This is a genomic window from Rathayibacter sp. VKM Ac-2835, from assembly GCF_013266705.1.
Taxonomy (GTDB): Bacteria; Actinomycetota; Actinomycetes; order Actinomycetales; family Microbacteriaceae; genus Rathayibacter.
Map to the genome: position 1 here is coordinate 364,348 of NZ_JABSNQ010000003.1, position 15,838 is coordinate 380,185.

The following is a 15,838-nucleotide window of genomic DNA, read 5'->3' on the forward strand; positions in this document are numbered from 1 at the left end:
ACATGCTTCCTCAGAACGCGCCGGGCTCCTCCCGGCTCCGGACCCGCACCCTCCTGGCGTCGGTCGCCCTGCTGGGCGCCACCGCCCTGCTGGCCGGCTGCACCGCGCCCGCGTCGGGCGGCGGCGGCTCGTCCGCTCGCAGCAGCACGCTGGTGATCGCCGAGAACGAGCCGCCGGCGACCTTCGATCCGGCCCAGGCCGACAACTCGACGGTCGACGAGGTCGTCATCCCGGCCTACGACACGCTCGTGAGCTACGACGCCGACGCCCAGCTGACCGGGGAGCTCGCGACGGAGTGGTCCGTCGACGAGACCGGAACGCGGATCGACGTCACCCTCCGCGACGACGTCACCTTCCACGACGGTGCGGCGCTCACCTCCGCCGACGTCGTCTACACCCTCGACCGCCTCAAGGCCCTCGGGATCGGCGTCGCCTCGCTGATCACCTCGTACGACTCGGCGACCGCCGTGGACGACACGCACCTCACCATCACGCTCAGCCAGGCCGACGCGCCGTTCCTCGCGGCGCTGTCCCGCGTCTACATCCTGAACTCGGCGCTCGTCGAGGAGAACGCCGGCGACGACCAGGGGCAGTCCTGGCTCGCGACCAACGACGCGGGCTCCGGGCCGTACGAGGTCACCGGGTACACCGCGAACCAGGCGGCGTCGTTCGACCAGTACGCCGACTACTGGGGCGGCTTCGACGGTCAGGCGGAGTCGATCGAGTTCCGCTACCTCGCGGAGGCGTCGACGCAGTCCTCGGCGCTGACGTCGGGAGACGTCGACATCGCCATGGACGTGGCCCCCGCCGACCGCGCGGGCTTCGACCGCGACGGCTTCGCCGTCGACTCCTCGCCCACCAACGTCGTCCTCTACAGCTTCTTCGACATGCAGGACGAGACGACGGGGAACCCGGCGCTGCGTGAGGCGGTCTCGGCCGCGTACGACTACGAGCAGCACGTCGACTCGATCCTCCTCGGCGACGGCAGCACCGTGAACGGCCCCGTGCCCGGCGGCATGCAGTGCGCGGCCACCGGCGACATCGGCCAGCCGGTCTTCGACCTCGACGCCGCGCAGGCCATCGTCGACGAGAACGGCCTCGCCGGGACGACCCTCTCGATGGTCTACCTCCAGGCGACCGCCGAGATGGAGCAGGCCGCCACGCTCCTGCAGTCGAACCTCGCGCAGATCGGCATCACCCTGGAGCTCCAGGCGGTGACCTACCCGCAGTTCGTCGAGCTGTACGCGAGCGACGAGACCCGCCCGCAGATGGGCATGATCTACGCGTTCCCCGCCTTCCCGGACACGAGCGCGATCATGTCCCAGCTGTTCGACTCGCAGTTCATCGGCACCGGGCAGAACTGGGCGGCCTACTCGAACCCCGAGGTCGACACGCTCGTCCGGGCCGCGCAGGTCGAGACCGACCAGGCGACCCGCTGCCAGCAGTACCAGGACGCCGAGAAGCTCGTGGTGGCGGACGACGTGGCGCTGAACCTGGCGAACTCCAACACCGTCGCGGTGATGAGCGACCGCGTGCAGGGCTTCACCTACCAGCCCTCGCATCACCAGACGGTCGACGTGTACGCGATCACCCTCTTGGAGTGATCTCCGGTGCGGTGCGGGCTCCGGCCCGCACCGCACGCCTCCCCCTCCACTCCCGTGCGCGCCCCGCGCCTCGATCGAAGGACGTCCCGTGCTCCGCTACCTCGCGCAACGACTGACGCTGGCCGTCGTCGTGCTCGCTGGACTCCTCGTCATGGCCTTCGTCATGGTCCAGGTCCTCCCCGGTGATCCCGCCCGCGCCGCGGCCGGCCGCAACGCCACCGCCTCGCAGGTCGAGGCGGCGAGGACGGCGCTGGGCCTGGACGAGCCGGCGCCCGTGCGCTTCGGGCGCTACCTCGCGAGCGTGCTGCAGGGCGACCTCGGCACCTCCGTCTTCACGCACCGCCCGGTCCTCGAGGACATCGCCCTGGTGCTCCCGTCGAGTCTCGAGCTCGTCGTCGCGGCGATGATCATCAACGTCGTCGTGGCGGTCCCGCTCGGCGTGTTCGCGGCCTATCGGCGGGGGCGGGCCGCGGACGCCGCCGCCCGCCTGATCGCGCTCCTCGGCGCGGCACTCCCCGTCTTCTGGCTCGGCCTGCTCCTCCAGCTGCTGTTCTCGGTGGTCCTCGGCTGGCTTCCGCTCTACGGGCAGCTCGGCTTCGGCTTCACCGTCCCCGCGGTCACCGGCGCGACCACGGTCGACGCGCTGCTCGCCGGCGACGCGGCCGCGTTCGGCTCCGCGCTCCTCTACCTGCTCCTCCCGGCCGTCACCCTGTCGGCGTCCTTCATCGCCGTCATCGCCCGGACGGTCCGCTCGAGCATGATCACCTCGCTCGACGCCGACTACGTCGCCCTCGCCCGCGCGACGGGGGCGAGCGAGTTCCGGGTGGTCGTGCGCCACGGACTCCGCAACGCGCTGATCCCGATGAGCACCATCCTCGGGATGCAGCTGGGCTGGATGCTCGGCGCCACCGTCCTCGTCGAGTCGACGTTCAACCGCACCGGCATCGGGGCGTACATGGTCACGGCGGTCCTCCAGACCGACCTCTACCCGGTGATCGGCTCGATCATCGTGATCGGAGTGGTCTTCATCGTCACGAACTTCGCCGTCGACCTCGTCCAGCTCTGGATCAACCCTCGGCTGCGCGACGCCGCCTGGGTCCGCCGCCGACCGACCGCCGGGATCCCGGTCGCCCGGCAGGTCGGCACCACGGGGGGCGTCCGATGAGCGCCCTCCGCAGCCTCACCGGCGCTCGCCGCAGCGGCCCGACCGCGCGCGGGCGCGCTCGCCGCTCCCCGATCGCCGAGCGCGTCGCCCTCGTCGTCGTCGCCGTGATGATCCTCCTCGCCGTGATCGGCCCGTGGATCGCCCCCTTCGATCCGAACCGCGTCGACCTCGCGCTCGCCCTCCAGCCGCCGTCGGCCACCCACTGGCTCGGCACCGACGTCAACGGCCGCGACGTGCTCAGCCGCATCCTGGTCGGCGCCCGCGTCACGCTCTCCGCGACCGGGATCGTCCTCGCGATCACGCTCGTCATCGGCGTCGTCGTCGGGACGCTCGCCGCTCTCGGCGGCCGTGTCCTCGACGAGGTCCTGATGCGGATCACCGACATCGGCCTCGCGCTCCCGTCGCTGATCCTCGCGCTCGGCTTCGCGGTGGCGCTCGGGCCCGGCCTCGAATCGGCCGTCGTGGCGATCGCCGCGACCTGGTGGCCCGGCTACGCCCGGCTCGTCCGCAGCGTCGTCCGCGAGACGCGTCACGCCGACTTCGTCGAGTCGGCGACGGCCCTCGGGGTCAGCCGCTGGCGACTGGTCACGAAGCACGTCCTGCCGAACTCGCTCGACTCGATGTACGTGCAGGTCACCCTCGACGTCGCGGCGGTGATGCTCGTGATCAGCGGGCTCTCCTTCATCGGCGTCGGCGCCCAGGTCCCGTCGGCGGAGTGGGGAGCGATGATCGCGGCCGCCAGCGACAACGTCGTGAACGGCTGGTGGTCGCTGCTCTTCCCCGGTCTCGCCATCGCCGTGACGGCGATCTCGTTCAACCTCGCCGGCGACTGGCTCCGCGTCCGTCGCGATCCGACTCTCCGGGAAGGAGCATCGCGATGAGCGAGCTGCTCGAGATCAGCGGCCTCCGGGTGTCCTACCCGGCGCCCGACGGCCACGTCGAGGTGGTGCACGGTGTCGACGTGACCGTGCCGCGCGGCCGCAAGGTGGCGCTCGTCGGCGAGTCCGGCTCCGGCAAGTCCGTCACGGCGCGCGCCGTGCTGCAGCTCGACCCCGACGCGCGCCTCGGGGGCGGCATCCGCCTGTCCGGCCGGGAGCTGATCGGCGCTCCCGCGCGCGCCGTCCGTGCCGTGCGCGGTTCGCAGGTCGGGCTCGTGTTCCAGGACCCGCTGACCTCGCTGAACCCGGTGATGACGATCGGCTGGCAGATCATGCAGCCGCTCGTCCTGCGCGGCACGGCGAAGAAGGAGGCGCGCCGCCGCGGCATCGCGCTCCTCGAGCGCCTCGGCGTCCAGGGGGCGGAGGACCGCTTCGACGACTACCCGCACCAGTTCTCGGGCGGGATGCGGCAGCGCGTGGTCATCGCGATCGCCGTCATCGCCGAGCCCGAGCTCCTGATCGCCGACGAGCCGACCACCGCGCTCGACGTCCGGGTCCAGGCGCAGGTGCTCGAGCTGCTGCACGAGGTCGCCGACGAGCGGGGCATGGGCGTCCTGCTCATCACGCACGACCTCGGCATCGTGGCGGGCTTCGCGGACGAGGTGACGGTGATGCGGCGGGGCGAGGTCGTCGAGTCGAACGCCGTCGACGCGCTCTACGCCGCGCCGCAGCACCCGTACACCCGCGGTCTGCTGGGCGCGATCCCGCGGCTCGACTCCGACCCCGGGGTGCCGCTGCGCTCGGTGGCCGCGCTGGAAGCGGAGGACGCGACCGCTCCTGCCGCACCGTCCGACCGAGGAGGACTCCCGTGAGCATCATCGAGGTCGAAGGACTGACCAAGCGCTTCCCGGGCCGCGACGCACCCGCCGTCGCGGACGTGTCGTTCCGGCTCGAGCGCGGCAGTGCGCTCGGACTGGTGGGGGAGTCCGGCTCCGGCAAGTCCACGACCGCCCGGCTGGTCGCCGGCCTTCTGAAGCCCGACGCCGGATCGGTGCTGCTCGACGGCACCGAGCTCGTCGGCGCGTCCCGGGCCGCTCTCCGCGAGGCGCGGCGGAGTCTGCAGTTCGTGTTCCAGGATCCGTTCGCCTCGCTGAACCCGCGGATGCGCGTGAGCGAGCTGGTGGAGGAGGGACTGATCGTGCACAGGGTCCTGCCGGATGCGCGGGCACGGCGCGACCGGGTCGTCGAGACCCTCGAGTCCGTGGGACTCGGCGCCGAGCACCTCCAGCGCTATCCGCGCTCGTTCTCGGGTGGGCAGCGGCAGCGGATTGCCATCGCGCGCGCGGTCGCGGTGCGCCCCCGGGTCCTGATCTGCGACGAGCCCGTCTCCTCCCTCGACGTTTCGGTGCAGGCGCAGGTGCTCAACCTGCTCGCCGATCTGCGGGGCACGCTGGATCTCGCGCTGCTCTTCATCGCGCACGATCTCGCCGTCGTGCGCTACCTCTGCGACCACGTCGCCGTCATGAACGGCGGCCGGATCCTCGAGCAGGGCTCCCGGGAGAGCATCTACGGCGATCCGCGCCACCCCTACACGCGGGAGCTGCTCGATGCGGTCCCCGTCCCCGACCCCGTCGCCGAGCGCGCCCGCCGCGCGCGGTTCCACAGCACCGCCGCAGCCCGAGGAGAGTCTCAGTGAGCACCGTCGCATCCGCGAGCACCGCCGATCCCGTGGGCACCGTCGATCTCGTCGTCCGCGGGGGCACCCTCGTCGAGTCCTCCTGGCAGGGACCCGCGGACCTCTTCGTCGCCGACGGGCGGGTCCTGGCCGTCGTCGCCCCCGGCACGCCGCTGCCCGCCGGAAGCGGGGACCCGCGGGTCGTCGATGCGACCGGCCGCCTCGTCCTGCCCGGCGGCGTCGACCCGCACTGCCACGTCGGCTTCACCTCGGGCGAGTTCACGTCGCTCGACGACTACCGCGAGTGCACCACCGCGGCCGTCCACGGCGGGACGACGACGATCGTCGATTTCGCGATCCCGCGACCCGGCGAGGTGCCGATCGAGGTGGCGCGGGCGCAGCGGGCGAAGGCGGCGGAGGGGCTCTGCGACAGCGCCCTGCACGCCTCGGTGGTGGAGTGGGACGACACGGTCCCCGGTCAGCTGACCGAGCTCGCCGCCGAGGGAGTCGTCACGGTCAAGATGTTCACCACCTACCGCGGCGAGTCGATGGCGGAGGCCGACACGATCCTCCGGACGATGCAGGTGCTGGCCGGCGTCGGCGGGATGGTGGTCGTCCACTGCGAGTCGAACCCGATCATCGAGGAGGACCAGCGCCGGGCGGCCGAGCGCGGGGAGATCGACGCCGGGCACATGCACGGCACGCGCAGCAGCCTCGCCGAGACGGCCGCCGTGGCGGAGGTGCTCTCGCTCGCGGAGTCCCTCGGCGCTCCGGTCTACTTCGTGCACCAGTCGACCCCGGAGGCCGTCGATCTCGTGGCCGATGCGCGCCGCCGGGGAGTCGCCGCGTTCACGGAGTCGGTCGCCCACCACCTGGTGCTCGACGACTCCCGCTACGAGGGGGAGCACCCCGAGCGCTTCGTCTGCTGCCCGCCGCTGCGCGACCGAGCGACGGTCGACGCGCTCGGCGGCTACCTCTTCAACGGCGAGATCACCACGATCGGCAGCGACCACTGCTGCTACGACACCGCGCAGAAGGAGGAGCACCCGGAGGACGTCCGGGTCATGCCCAACGGGCTGCCCGGTGTCGAGACGCGCCTGCCCGTGATCTTCAGCGAGTTCGTGTCGAAGCGCGGACTGAGCGCGAGCCGCTTCGTGGAGCTCACCGCCACGAATCCTGCGCGAGTGAACGGGATCCACCCGCAGAAGGGCGCGCTGCTGCCCGGTTCGGACGCGGACATCGCGATCTGGGATCCGGAGGCCCGGTGGACGGTCACCACGGACGACCTGCACATGGCGACGGACTACACGCCCTACGAGGGCCTCGAGGTCGTCGGCCGCCCGGTCACCGTCCTCGTGCGGGGCCGCATCGTGCTGGAGGAGGGCGAGCTCGTCGATGCCGAGCCGCGGGGCCGGCACGTCCCCGCGCACGCGGTCGATCTCACGGTGCTCCAGGGGTAGCGGTCGGCCTCCGCTTCTCAACTCGTCAGGTCGTCAGCCTGCCGATCTGCTCGCGTACCCCTTCCCCGTGGTCCGGGTGGAGGGGGCGAGCTGGTCGAGCAGCCCCACAGGGGCGTCTCGAGACCCGCCCGCGAGCGCAGGGCTCCTCCACACGCCGACTTCAGGCCCCGATCGTCCCGCCGGAGTCGCTCGCCGCCCCCGGTGTCAGTGGTCGCTGGTTCAATACTCGTATGACGGACAGCGGATCGGACGACGCGGCACCCGCCGGCGTGCGCGGGCGAGGCGACCGCGCCGCCGCATTCGCGCGTGCCGCCGCGCCGCTGCGCCTGGCGGAGGCGGAAGAGCTCTACGCCGGCCACCTCGAGGCCCTCGCCGACTCGGGCGCGTACGCGCGCGGCGCGACCCGCAGCGAGACCCGCGATCTCGTCGAGCGCTCGATCCGCGCCGAGCTCGCGGTCGCGGAGGGCCTGCCCGAGCAGGTGATCGCCCGGCGCCTCGAGAACGCGCAGCTGCTGATCGAGCACCTGCCGCTCACGCGCGCGCTGCTCGCCCAGGCACGGCTGCACTGGGAGGAGGGCGAGGCGATCTGCGCCACCGCCAGCAGCCTCCCCGAAGCCTCCCGCGCCGCGCTCGACGAGTACGCCGCCGAAGCGGCGCCGTCGATGACGCTCACGCAGCTGCGCCGAGCCCTGCGCCGCTGGAGGGAGGAGCTGCACGAGCAGCCGCTCGCCGAGCGGTACGCACGAGCCCGGGAGGATCGCGCGGTCTGGGTGACCCCGGACGTCGACGGGATGGCGACGCTCAGCCTCCACGCTCCCGCACCGGCAGTGACGGGTGCGTACGACCGGCTGCGGCGCATCGCCCGCACGCTCCGAGACGACGGCGACCCGCGCACGCTGCAGCAGCTGAGCGCCGACGCGGCGGTCGACCTCCTCTGCGACGGCGACATCCTCGGCACCACTCCCGACGCCGAGCACCGCCCCGATCCGACGTCCGTCCCCGGTGTGCGCGCCGAGGTGCGGCTGACGCTCGCCGCGTCCACCGCCGTCGGCCTCGACGACGCTCCCGCGGACCTCGACGGCTACGGCCCCGTCCCCGCGGTCATCGCCCGCGAGCTGATCCGGACCGCCGCCTCGTTCACCCGGGTGCTCACCGATCCGGACACCGGCGCCGTCGTCTCCGTCGGGCGGACGTGGCGCGTCCCGCCGCCGCAGATGCGCCTGCACCTGCAGCTGCGGGATCAGACCTGCCGGTTCGCGGGCTGCACCCGTCCCGCCAGCACCAGTGAGGCCGATCACACGATCGAGTGGCGCCACGGCGGGGAGACGTCGCTGGAGAACCTCGTGTCGCTCTGCACCAGCCACCACCACCTCCGGCACGGCGACCGGTGGACGTACGCGAAGGGCGACGGCGGGGAGATCGTCTGGACGACGCCGACCGGACGGCGCATCAGCAACCGGCCGCCGCCACTGCCCGGGCGGCCGCCCGACCCGCCGCCGCGGCCGCGCTTCGACGACGCGCCCGCGCCGTTCTGACGGAGGGTCGATCTCGAGACGGCCACTCCGCGTGGGGCGCCGTCGCGGGCGACGCGATCAGCGCCGGCTGCTGCCTGCTCTCTCTGCGCCTCTGCGCCGGGCTGCTCGCCCCGCGCGCCGGCTGCGGGCAGGGGCGGCCTCCGCTCGCTCGCGCGCCTCGTCCTCGCGGCGGCTCAGCCAGCCCGGTCCGTCCCGGCGCAGCCGCTCGGCGTCGGGGCTCGGCGCGCGGTGTGCGGCGCGCCGCCTCCGCACGAGACCGATCTGCTTCACGACGCCGACGCCGACGACGACTCCGGCGCCGAAGAACGGCAGCCCGATGCCCGCCACCAGCCAGAGCGGCGCGTGCCGCCGGCCGCCGCCGACGACCGCGGTCGGATCCCAGCCGACGTCCGAGCCGAGGACGACGATCATCGCCACGAACACCCCGCTGAGCACGGCCAGCGTCCACGGCCGCGCGAGGAGGAGCGCCTGCGCGCGCTCCGACACCCTCCGCCTCGCCATTCCGCGAGCCTAGGCGCCGGGCGGTTCGGCCTGCGAGATCGGGCCCGGGCCCGGCGTCGCCCCCACCCCCCGGTGAGCCGTTCGTCGGCGGGACGGGATAAAATCGTCGCTCACCCTCCTGCTCGGGCCGGCTGTCCGTCGGCCGCACCCCGCCGGCCGCCCGCGTTCGGGAGGTCGGCTCTCCCGGTGGGACAGCGCAGGGGGAGATCGGATGTCGCAGCGACTCGGGTGCGAGCCGACGGCTCGGCGGCGTCGACCGGCGCTCGAGGCGGCGTCGTGACACCCGAGCCGACGCCCACGACCCCGCTCGAGGACCAGGGCGGCATCCGCATCGAGGCCGTCGGCAGCGACGTCGAGCGCGCGCCGAGCGTGCTCCGCGGCTTCTACGCCGGCACCGACTGGACGGTGACCCCCTCCGCGGCCCCGTTCTCGTACCGCTACGCCGCTCTCGGCGACGCGGCGATGACCCTGCGGACCTCGCAGATGCAGGGCACCAACGTCGGCGACATCCCCGTCGGCGACGACTACATCGTGCAGTGGCTCGTCGCCGGCAGCTCGGTCGTCGACGTCGAGCGCGACGCGATCCCGCAGCGGCGCGGCGTCCCCCTGCTGTTCCCCGCCTACCGGTCGTTCGAGTTCTCGTTCACCGACTACGACCAGAAGCTCGTGCACCTGGGCCGCGACCACGTCGACCGCATCGCCCGCGAGCGGGGCCTGCGCGGGCCGCTCCGCTTCGACCACCTCCGGCCGGTCGACCCGGCGGCCGCCGACCGCTGGCACGCCGCGATCACCGAGATCTCCACCGCCGTCCGCTCCTGGCGCGTGACGCCGCTGCTCTGGGACCGCCTCTCCCGCCGCGGGGCGGCCGCCTTCCTCGAGCTGTACCCGCCGGAGGCCGCGGTGCTGCCCGAGGTGCTGCTCGCCCCGCGGAACGCGAGCGTGCGCACCGCCGCGGAGTTCGTCCAGGAGAACGCGCACCTCGCGCTCGGTCCGCTCGAGATCGCCGCCGCCGCGCACCTCAGCGTGCGCGGACTGCAGGTCGCCTTCCAGCGGGTCCTCGGCACGACGCCGCTGCAGTACCTCCGCGACGTGCGCCTCGACCGGGCGCGCACCGATCTGCTGCTCGCCGACCCGGCGGACGCCACCGTCGCCGACATCGCCCGCGACTGGGGCTTCACCCACCTCGGCCGCTTCTCCGGCGCCTACGCCGCGCGCTTCGGCGAGTATCCGAGCCGTACCCTGCAGCGCTGACCGACCGACTGTCCGAGAAACGCACGGGCGGCGGGCGGCGTCGGCCGACGTGGAAAACTGACCCCGATGAACGAGGATTGCGGGCGCGTGCGGCGCTCCGAGGTGACCGGCACCGACGTCGATCAGGCGCGCGCACTGCTGCAGGGCGAGTACAACGGCGCCGGATTCAGCGTCGAGCCGACGGTGCCGAGCTTCTCCTACCGCTACTCCTCCATCGGCGACGACGAGCTGACCCTGCGCGGGAGCCTCTTCGCAGGCTCGGTCCACGGCTCGATCCTCACCGAGGGCGAGTACATCGTCTCCTGGCTCACCGCCGGCTCCGGCGCGACCGACCTCGGCCGCGACGCGGTGCTCCTCGCGCACGGGCAGCCGGCCGTGCTGGTGAACAACCGGCCCGCGGAGTTCGACTTCACCGACTACCGCCAGAACCTGATGCACTTCGACGGCGCCTTCCTCGAGCGCGTCGCCGCCGAGCACGAGGGCGCCACCGGTCCGCTGCTGTTCGACACCCGCGCCCGCCCCACCGGCGACGCCCTGCAGAGGTGGGGAGCGACCGTCGCGACCGTCGCCCGCATCGTCTACAGCGCCGACAGCCCGGAGCTGCTGCGCCGCGAGGCGAACCGCACCGCCGCGATCGCGCTGCTCGAGACCTTCCCCCACGTCGCCCTCGCCGTCCCCGCGGAGATCGCGCTGCCCTCGACCGCCAAGCTGCGCGCCGCCATCGAGTACCTGCACGCCCACGCCCACGTGCCCCTGCACGTCGAGGACGTCGCCGCGGCCGCCGGGCTGAGCCTGCGCGGCCTGCAGGCCCTCTTCCGCCGCGAGCTGGAGCTCAGCCCGCTCGACTACCTGCGCCGCATCCGCCTCGACCGCGTCCGGGAGGAGCTCCGCGCCGGCCAGGCGGGAGTCCTCTCCGTCGCGGAGGTCGCGCACCGGTGGGGCTTCGCGCACCTGGGCCGCTTCTCCGCCTCCTACGCGCGCCGCTTCGGCGAGTACCCCCGGGCGACGCTGCACGACTGAGGCCGCGCGATCCGCCGCGGGCGTCCGCCCGCGCGGCGGCTCACGGCGTCGTGTTCTCGCCGATCGGCCGCAGCGCCCAGCCGGTCACGGCCACCTCCGCGCCCGCCGGGATCTCGACCCGCACCGGACCGGCGTCCTCGGTCATGAAGGAGCCGCCGCGCACGAGGTCGACGTCGACGGTGCTGCTGTTCTGGTCGGCGAAGGCCAGGTCGGGGTAGCCCTCGATCACGCAGCCCCGTCCGCCTCGGGCGCGGCCGGTGGTCGTCCTCGCCCGACGCCGCGCCCGGTGCCGGTGCAGACGGCCGCTGTCAGCCCCGCGACCGGTTCGCGTGCGCGCGGGCCTTCATCCGGTTGCCGCAGGTGGCCATCGAGCACCACTTCGCGGTGCCGGGCCGGCTGCGGTCGAGGAGGAAGAGGTTGCACTCGTCGTTCGCGCACGCGCGGAGCCGCCCCGGGAACCGGGCGCTGACGGTCGACCAGGCGAGGACCGCCTCCACCGCGAGGCGATCGGCCTCGGGAGCGCTCAGCTCCCACTCGACACCCTCAGCGGTGACGCGCGGGGTGCGCACGGCTTCGGCGATCACGCCCGAGAGCTCCGCCACGGCCGTGGGTGCGCCCGAGCGCACGACGGCCTGGAGCGCGTCGCGGGCACTGCGCAGCCGCTCGAGCTCGTGCTCGGTGCCGACGCCGCCCCACCGTCGCGCGAGCTCCCGCCCGGACGCGTCACCGAGGTCGTCCGTCGGCCGGCCGTCGACCACGGGCGCGCTGTTCAGCACCGCCAGGAGCAGCTCCTCGTCCCGGTCCATCGCTCCCCGCTCTCCCGCGCCGAGTGGCCCGTTCGTCCATGCTAGCGTCCTGCTAACCAGTAAATCTACTTGAAAGGGTTAGCCATGGTCACCGTCCATCACCGCACCGTCTCCGTGGGAGGGCTCGACGTCTTCTGGCGGGAGGCCGGGCCCGTCGACGCCCCCGTCCTCCTGCTGCTGCACGGATACCCGAGCAGCTCGCACATGTTCCGCCACCTGATTCCCGCCCTCGCGGGGCGCTTCCGCGTCATCGCGCCGGACCACCTCGGCTTCGGACGCTCGTCCGCGCCCTCCGTCGACGACTTCGACTACACCTTCGCGGCCCTGGCCGAGACGACCGGCCGCTTCCTCGAGACCATCGGGGTCTCCCGGTACACGATCTACGTCCAGGACTACGGGGCCCCCGTCGGCTGGCGCCTCGCCCTCGCCGACTCCGCGGCGGTCGTCGGCGTGATCTCGCAGAACGGCAACGCCTACGAGGAGGGCTTCGTCCCCGGCTTCTGGGACCCGATCTGGGCGGACGCCGCTGAGCGGACCGACGCGACGCGCGAGGCCCTCAGGCCGGCCCTCGGCCGCGAGGCCGTCGAGTGGCAGTACACCCACGGGGTCACCGACCCCACCGCCGTCGATCCGGACGCCTGGGAGCACGACCTCGCGCTCCTCGCCCGCCCCGGGCAGGACGATGTGCAGCTGGCCCTCTTCCGCGACTACGCCGCCAACCGCGAGCTGTACCCCGCCGTGCAGGCCTGGCTCCGCACATCCGGGGTCCCCGTCCTCGCCGTCTGGGGGCGCAACGACGAGATCTTCGCCGCGGCCGGCGCTCAGGCCTTCACGCGCGACGCGCCCCACGCACGGGTCGAGCTCGTCGACGGCGGGCACTTCCTGCTCGAGTCCGATCTCGACCGGGTGGTCGGCGCGATCACCGACTGGCTCGACCGCGAGTGATCCGGGCGCCGGAACCGGTCGTCTCGGGGTCGTCGCCGTGCCGCGGTCGTGACGCGCCTGAGACCGGCGCCCGCCGGACGGGGGATGCGCCCCCGGGCGCCGCGCTGATAGACATCGGACAGTTGTGCTGCGAGCCCGCGGACCGCGCTCCTCCGTCCGGCCCCGCCGGACCGGGGCAGGTGGGGATCGGCGCTCGATCGCCCGTCTCCCACCACCCACCACCGACCGAAAGAGCATCGCGATGACGCCTTCCCTCTCCCGTCCCCTCGTCTCCGGACTCGCCGCGCTGGCGCTGACCGGCAGCCTGTTCGCCGGCGCGGCCCCGGCCTTCGCGGCGACCGCGCCGCTGTCGACGGAGGCCGCCGTCTCGGCGGCCGTCTACGAGCCCGCCAGCCTCAGCCCCGGGTCGGAGCTCGTCAAGGGACAGGGACTCCTCTCCGCGAACGGCGCCGTCCGCTTCGTCCTCCAGGACGACGGCAACGCGGTCGTCTACAGCGCCGGCCGCGCGACCTGGAGCTCCGGCACCCAGGGCCGCGGTGAGCGCCTGGTCATGCAGACCGACGGCAACCTCGTCATCTACGACGCCGCCGGCCGCCCCGTCTGGTTCACCGGCACGAACGACTTCAGTTCTTCGCTGTGGATCCAGGACGACGGCAACCTCGTCGTCTACCGCTACAGCGGCTCCCCCGCTTGGGCGAGCAGCGTGAACGGCCGCATCGCCGCTCCCGACGCGCCGACCCTCGGATCCGGTCAGACCCTGTTCGCCGACGAGCAGCTCACCGCCGGACCGAGCCGCGCGATCCTGCAGGCCGACGGCAACTTCGTCGTCTACAGCGGCGGCTCCGTGCTGTGGTCGACCGGAACGAGCGGGGTCGGCAACACCCTCGTCATGCAGACCGACGGCAATGCCGTGATCTACGGCGGCGACAGCTCGGTGAAGTGGTCCTCCGGAACCGCCGGCAACCCCGGCGCCACGCTCAACCTGAACCCGGGCGGGAACCTCGTCATCGCGTCGCCCCGCCAGATGATCTGGAGCAGTGACGGTCAGCTCCGGCGCGACACCCTGCCGGAGGGCTTCCTTCTCATCGATGAGCAGCTGACCTCGACGAGCGGCGCCTGGCGGGCCGTCATGCAGCGCGACGGCAACTTCGTCGTCTACGGACCCCGCGGCGCCGACTGGTCCTCCGGCACCTCGATTCCCGACAGCGTCCTCGGCCTCGACCTCGACGGCTACCTGACCATCTACGCGCCCGAGTCCGGCGAGGGGAAGGGTCACTGGGGCACCGAGCCCGCGTTCTTCGGCGGGGGCCCCTTCCGCCTCGTCATGCAGAACGACGGCAACCTCGTCGAGTACGACGCACTCGGCCGTGCCGTCTGGGCCAGCCGCGGCGTGTAGCCACCGCCCCGGGACGCTCCCGACCACGAAGGCCCGCCCCCGGACTCGGGAGCGGGCCTTCGTGCTGCCCGGACCGGGCGGGAGCAGGATCGCGGCGATCGGCTCGTGGACCCCGTCAGCTCGTGGACCCCGTGAGCGCGAGGGTGCCGCCGAGGCCGATCATCAGGACGCCGCCGGGTCCGGGTCAGCGCTGGACGAGCGGGATCGCGATGTCGGTGACGTCCGCGCCGATGGTGCCGAGTCGGGTGGCCGTGCCGTTGAGCACGCCGACCTCGTAGAGCGACCCGTTGACGGCGGCGAGGCCGATCGAGGCGATGGAGCCGCCGTTGCGGAGGACGGAGTAGATGTCGAAGCCGGTGACACCCGCGGCATCGACGCCGAGCTTCCCGGTCGGCGCCAGCGTGCCGGCGTTGGCGGGGGACTGGATCGCGATCTGGTCGAGCGCCGTGTCGAGGACGAAGAGGGTCGTCGCGGTGTTCGGGTCGAGATCGTTGTTCGTGTACGCGGCCCCGTTGACGCCGGTGGCGACGGCGGGCGCGGCGTAGCTCAGCGCGCCGTCGGCGACCGTCGCGGCACCGGGGGTGGCGAACGGCTGGCGGAGGTTCTGGCCGGTGTCGCTGATCACGCGGAGCGCGTTGGCGGCGGGGTTGAAGTCGACGCCGAAGGTCGAGCCGCTCAGCGTGACGGTGAGCCGGGTGACCGGGGTGGCCACGCCCGTGGACGTGTCGATGGAGTAGACGCCGGCGCTCGCCGCGGTGTTCCCGACGCCGTAGAGCTTGCCGTCCTGGACGCGGTAGTCGATGCCGACGAGCGAGGTGTCGCCGCCGGTGAGACCGGTGACGGCGACCCTGCCGGTGACCGTTCCGGGCTTGGTGGGGTTGAACTGCACGAGCGTCGTGCCGCCGTCGGCGAGACCGACGACGCGCAGCTTGGCGGCCACCGAGCGGGCGGCGCTGACCAGCGCGCTGCTGGAATCGCTGGTCGCGACGGCGGGAGCGACACTGCTCGCACCGGCCAGCACGGGGGCCACGGCCATCACACTCGCGACGGCGACAGCGGTGATGCCGACCTTGAACGTCCTGTTCATCGGGTACTCCTTGAGACTCTCGGTCGCCGGCGATCGGCGACTCGCAGAGGTGTACCGGCGCATCGGGGTCGGCGTTCATCGGGGCGGCGAGTTTCTTCTCGGGTTGCGGTGGTCCGGGGCGTGACGTCGATGTTTCTGCTGTGCCGTTTCGTCGCTTCTGTGTCTGCGATCTCCGATCTGCTCGGGCGGGCGAGAGAGTGCGTTCGTGTCGGGGACGAGGTTCGGGGGCTGTGATCGCCGTTCGCTGAGGTGCTGCGGCGGGCCGTCTCCCGCCGAGGACGGGGCGTGAGCGCCGCCTCCTTCTTCGTCGACGGATCGAAGGCGAAGGACTACCTCCTCAGAGCGGCGGCGATCGTCCCCCGAGGTGCTGTGGAAGCTCGACGCGCGGTCCGCTCCCTGCTCCTTCCTGGACAGCATCGCCTCCACATGAAGCAGGAGAACGAGTCGCGCAAGCGGCTCCTCCTCGACACGTTCTGCACGCTCGAGCTCACGGTGACGATCTTCCGAGCTCCGCG

The 15,838-nt window shown here is 73.0% G+C and carries 15 protein-coding genes; 11 read left to right on the plus strand and 4 right to left on the minus strand.

Going from position 1 to position 15,838, the window contains the following annotated elements; translation table 11 throughout:
• Nucleotides 1-2 precede the first annotated feature (2 nt).
• The 7 genes from HRK28_RS15455 to HRK28_RS15485 all read left to right on the plus strand — a co-directional run bounded on the left by HRK28_RS15455 (nucleotide 3) and on the right by HRK28_RS15485 (nucleotide 8,317).
• Nucleotides 3-1,604, plus strand: coding sequence for an ABC transporter substrate-binding protein (locus HRK28_RS15455; RefSeq protein ID WP_173252243.1), 1,602 nt, complete (start codon nucleotides 3-5; stop codon nucleotides 1,602-1,604).
• An 88-nt stretch (nucleotides 1,605-1,692) separates the two neighbouring features.
• Nucleotides 1,693-2,769 (plus strand): ABC transporter permease, encoded by a 1,077-nt coding sequence (locus tag HRK28_RS15460; protein ID WP_173252244.1) that lies wholly within the window; start codon nucleotides 1,693-1,695, stop codon nucleotides 2,767-2,769.
• Entirely contained in the window at nucleotides 2,766-3,650 is an 885-nt protein-coding gene (locus tag HRK28_RS15465) for an ABC transporter permease (protein WP_173252245.1), read from the plus strand. The genes HRK28_RS15460 and HRK28_RS15465 overlap by 4 nt, the downstream gene beginning before the upstream one ends.
• Nucleotides 3,647-4,519 carry an ABC transporter ATP-binding protein gene (locus HRK28_RS15470; RefSeq protein ID WP_173252246.1) on the plus strand — a complete coding sequence of 291 codons (873 nt, stop codon included), beginning with the start codon at nucleotides 3,647-3,649 and terminating at the stop codon, nucleotides 4,517-4,519. The genes HRK28_RS15465 and HRK28_RS15470 overlap by 4 nt, the downstream gene beginning before the upstream one ends.
• Complete coding sequence (locus tag HRK28_RS15475) at nucleotides 4,516-5,343, plus strand: ATP-binding cassette domain-containing protein (protein WP_173252247.1); 828 nt, start codon at nucleotides 4,516-4,518, stop codon at nucleotides 5,341-5,343. Before HRK28_RS15470 ends, HRK28_RS15475 begins: the two co-directional genes overlap by 4 nt.
• Nucleotides 5,340-6,782: a dihydropyrimidinase gene (gene hydA / locus HRK28_RS15480; RefSeq protein ID WP_217274804.1), complete on the plus strand. Its 1,443-nt coding sequence runs from the start codon at nucleotides 5,340-5,342 to the stop codon at nucleotides 6,780-6,782. The genes HRK28_RS15475 and hydA overlap by 4 nt, the downstream gene beginning before the upstream one ends.
• A 230-nt stretch (nucleotides 6,783-7,012) precedes the next feature.
• Entirely contained in the window at nucleotides 7,013-8,317 is a 1,305-nt protein-coding gene (locus HRK28_RS15485) for an HNH endonuclease signature motif containing protein (protein ID WP_173252248.1), read from the plus strand.
• A 57-nt stretch (nucleotides 8,318-8,374) separates the two neighbouring features.
• Here the strand turns inward: HRK28_RS15485 and HRK28_RS15490 are convergent, their stop codons facing one another.
• On the minus strand, nucleotides 8,375-8,818 hold the full coding sequence (locus HRK28_RS15490) for a hypothetical protein (protein ID WP_173252249.1): 444 nt from the start codon (nucleotides 8,816-8,818) through the stop codon (nucleotides 8,375-8,377).
• 276 nt (nucleotides 8,819-9,094) lie between these two features.
• Here HRK28_RS15490 and HRK28_RS15495 point away from each other — a divergent pair, with 276 nt between their 5' ends.
• A complete protein-coding gene (locus tag HRK28_RS15495) occupies nucleotides 9,095-10,069 on the plus strand; it encodes a helix-turn-helix domain-containing protein (protein ID WP_173252250.1) in 975 nt (324 codons plus the stop codon).
• A gap of 66 nt (nucleotides 10,070-10,135) precedes the next feature.
• Nucleotides 10,136-11,089, plus strand: coding sequence for a helix-turn-helix transcriptional regulator (locus tag HRK28_RS15500; protein WP_173252251.1), 954 nt, complete (start codon nucleotides 10,136-10,138; stop codon nucleotides 11,087-11,089).
• Nucleotides 11,090-11,129: 40 nt separating this feature from the next.
• Here HRK28_RS15500 and HRK28_RS15505 read toward each other — a convergent pair whose 3' ends face one another.
• Both HRK28_RS15505 and HRK28_RS15510 read right to left on the minus strand, forming a co-directional pair.
• Entirely contained in the window at nucleotides 11,130-11,318 is a 189-nt protein-coding gene (locus tag HRK28_RS15505) for a hypothetical protein (protein ID WP_173252252.1), read from the minus strand.
• A gap of 79 nt (nucleotides 11,319-11,397) precedes the next feature.
• Nucleotides 11,398-11,895 (minus strand): CGNR zinc finger domain-containing protein, encoded by a 498-nt coding sequence (locus HRK28_RS15510; protein ID WP_173252253.1) that lies wholly within the window; start codon nucleotides 11,893-11,895, stop codon nucleotides 11,398-11,400.
• 84 nt (nucleotides 11,896-11,979) lie between these two features.
• Between HRK28_RS15510 and HRK28_RS15515 the strand changes: the two genes are divergently transcribed.
• Nucleotides 11,980-12,840: an alpha/beta fold hydrolase gene (locus HRK28_RS15515; protein ID WP_173252254.1), complete on the plus strand. Its 861-nt coding sequence runs from the start codon at nucleotides 11,980-11,982 to the stop codon at nucleotides 12,838-12,840.
• A gap of 241 nt (nucleotides 12,841-13,081) precedes the next feature.
• Nucleotides 13,082-14,236 carry a hypothetical protein gene (locus HRK28_RS15520; protein ID WP_173252255.1) on the plus strand — a complete coding sequence of 385 codons (1,155 nt, stop codon included), beginning with the start codon at nucleotides 13,082-13,084 and terminating at the stop codon, nucleotides 14,234-14,236.
• Between the two features lie 184 nt (nucleotides 14,237-14,420).
• Here HRK28_RS15520 and HRK28_RS15525 read toward each other — a convergent pair whose 3' ends face one another.
• Entirely contained in the window at nucleotides 14,421-15,323 is a 903-nt protein-coding gene (locus HRK28_RS15525; RefSeq protein WP_217274805.1) for a DUF4394 domain-containing protein, read from the minus strand.
• Nucleotides 15,324-15,838: the final 515 nt, after the last annotated feature.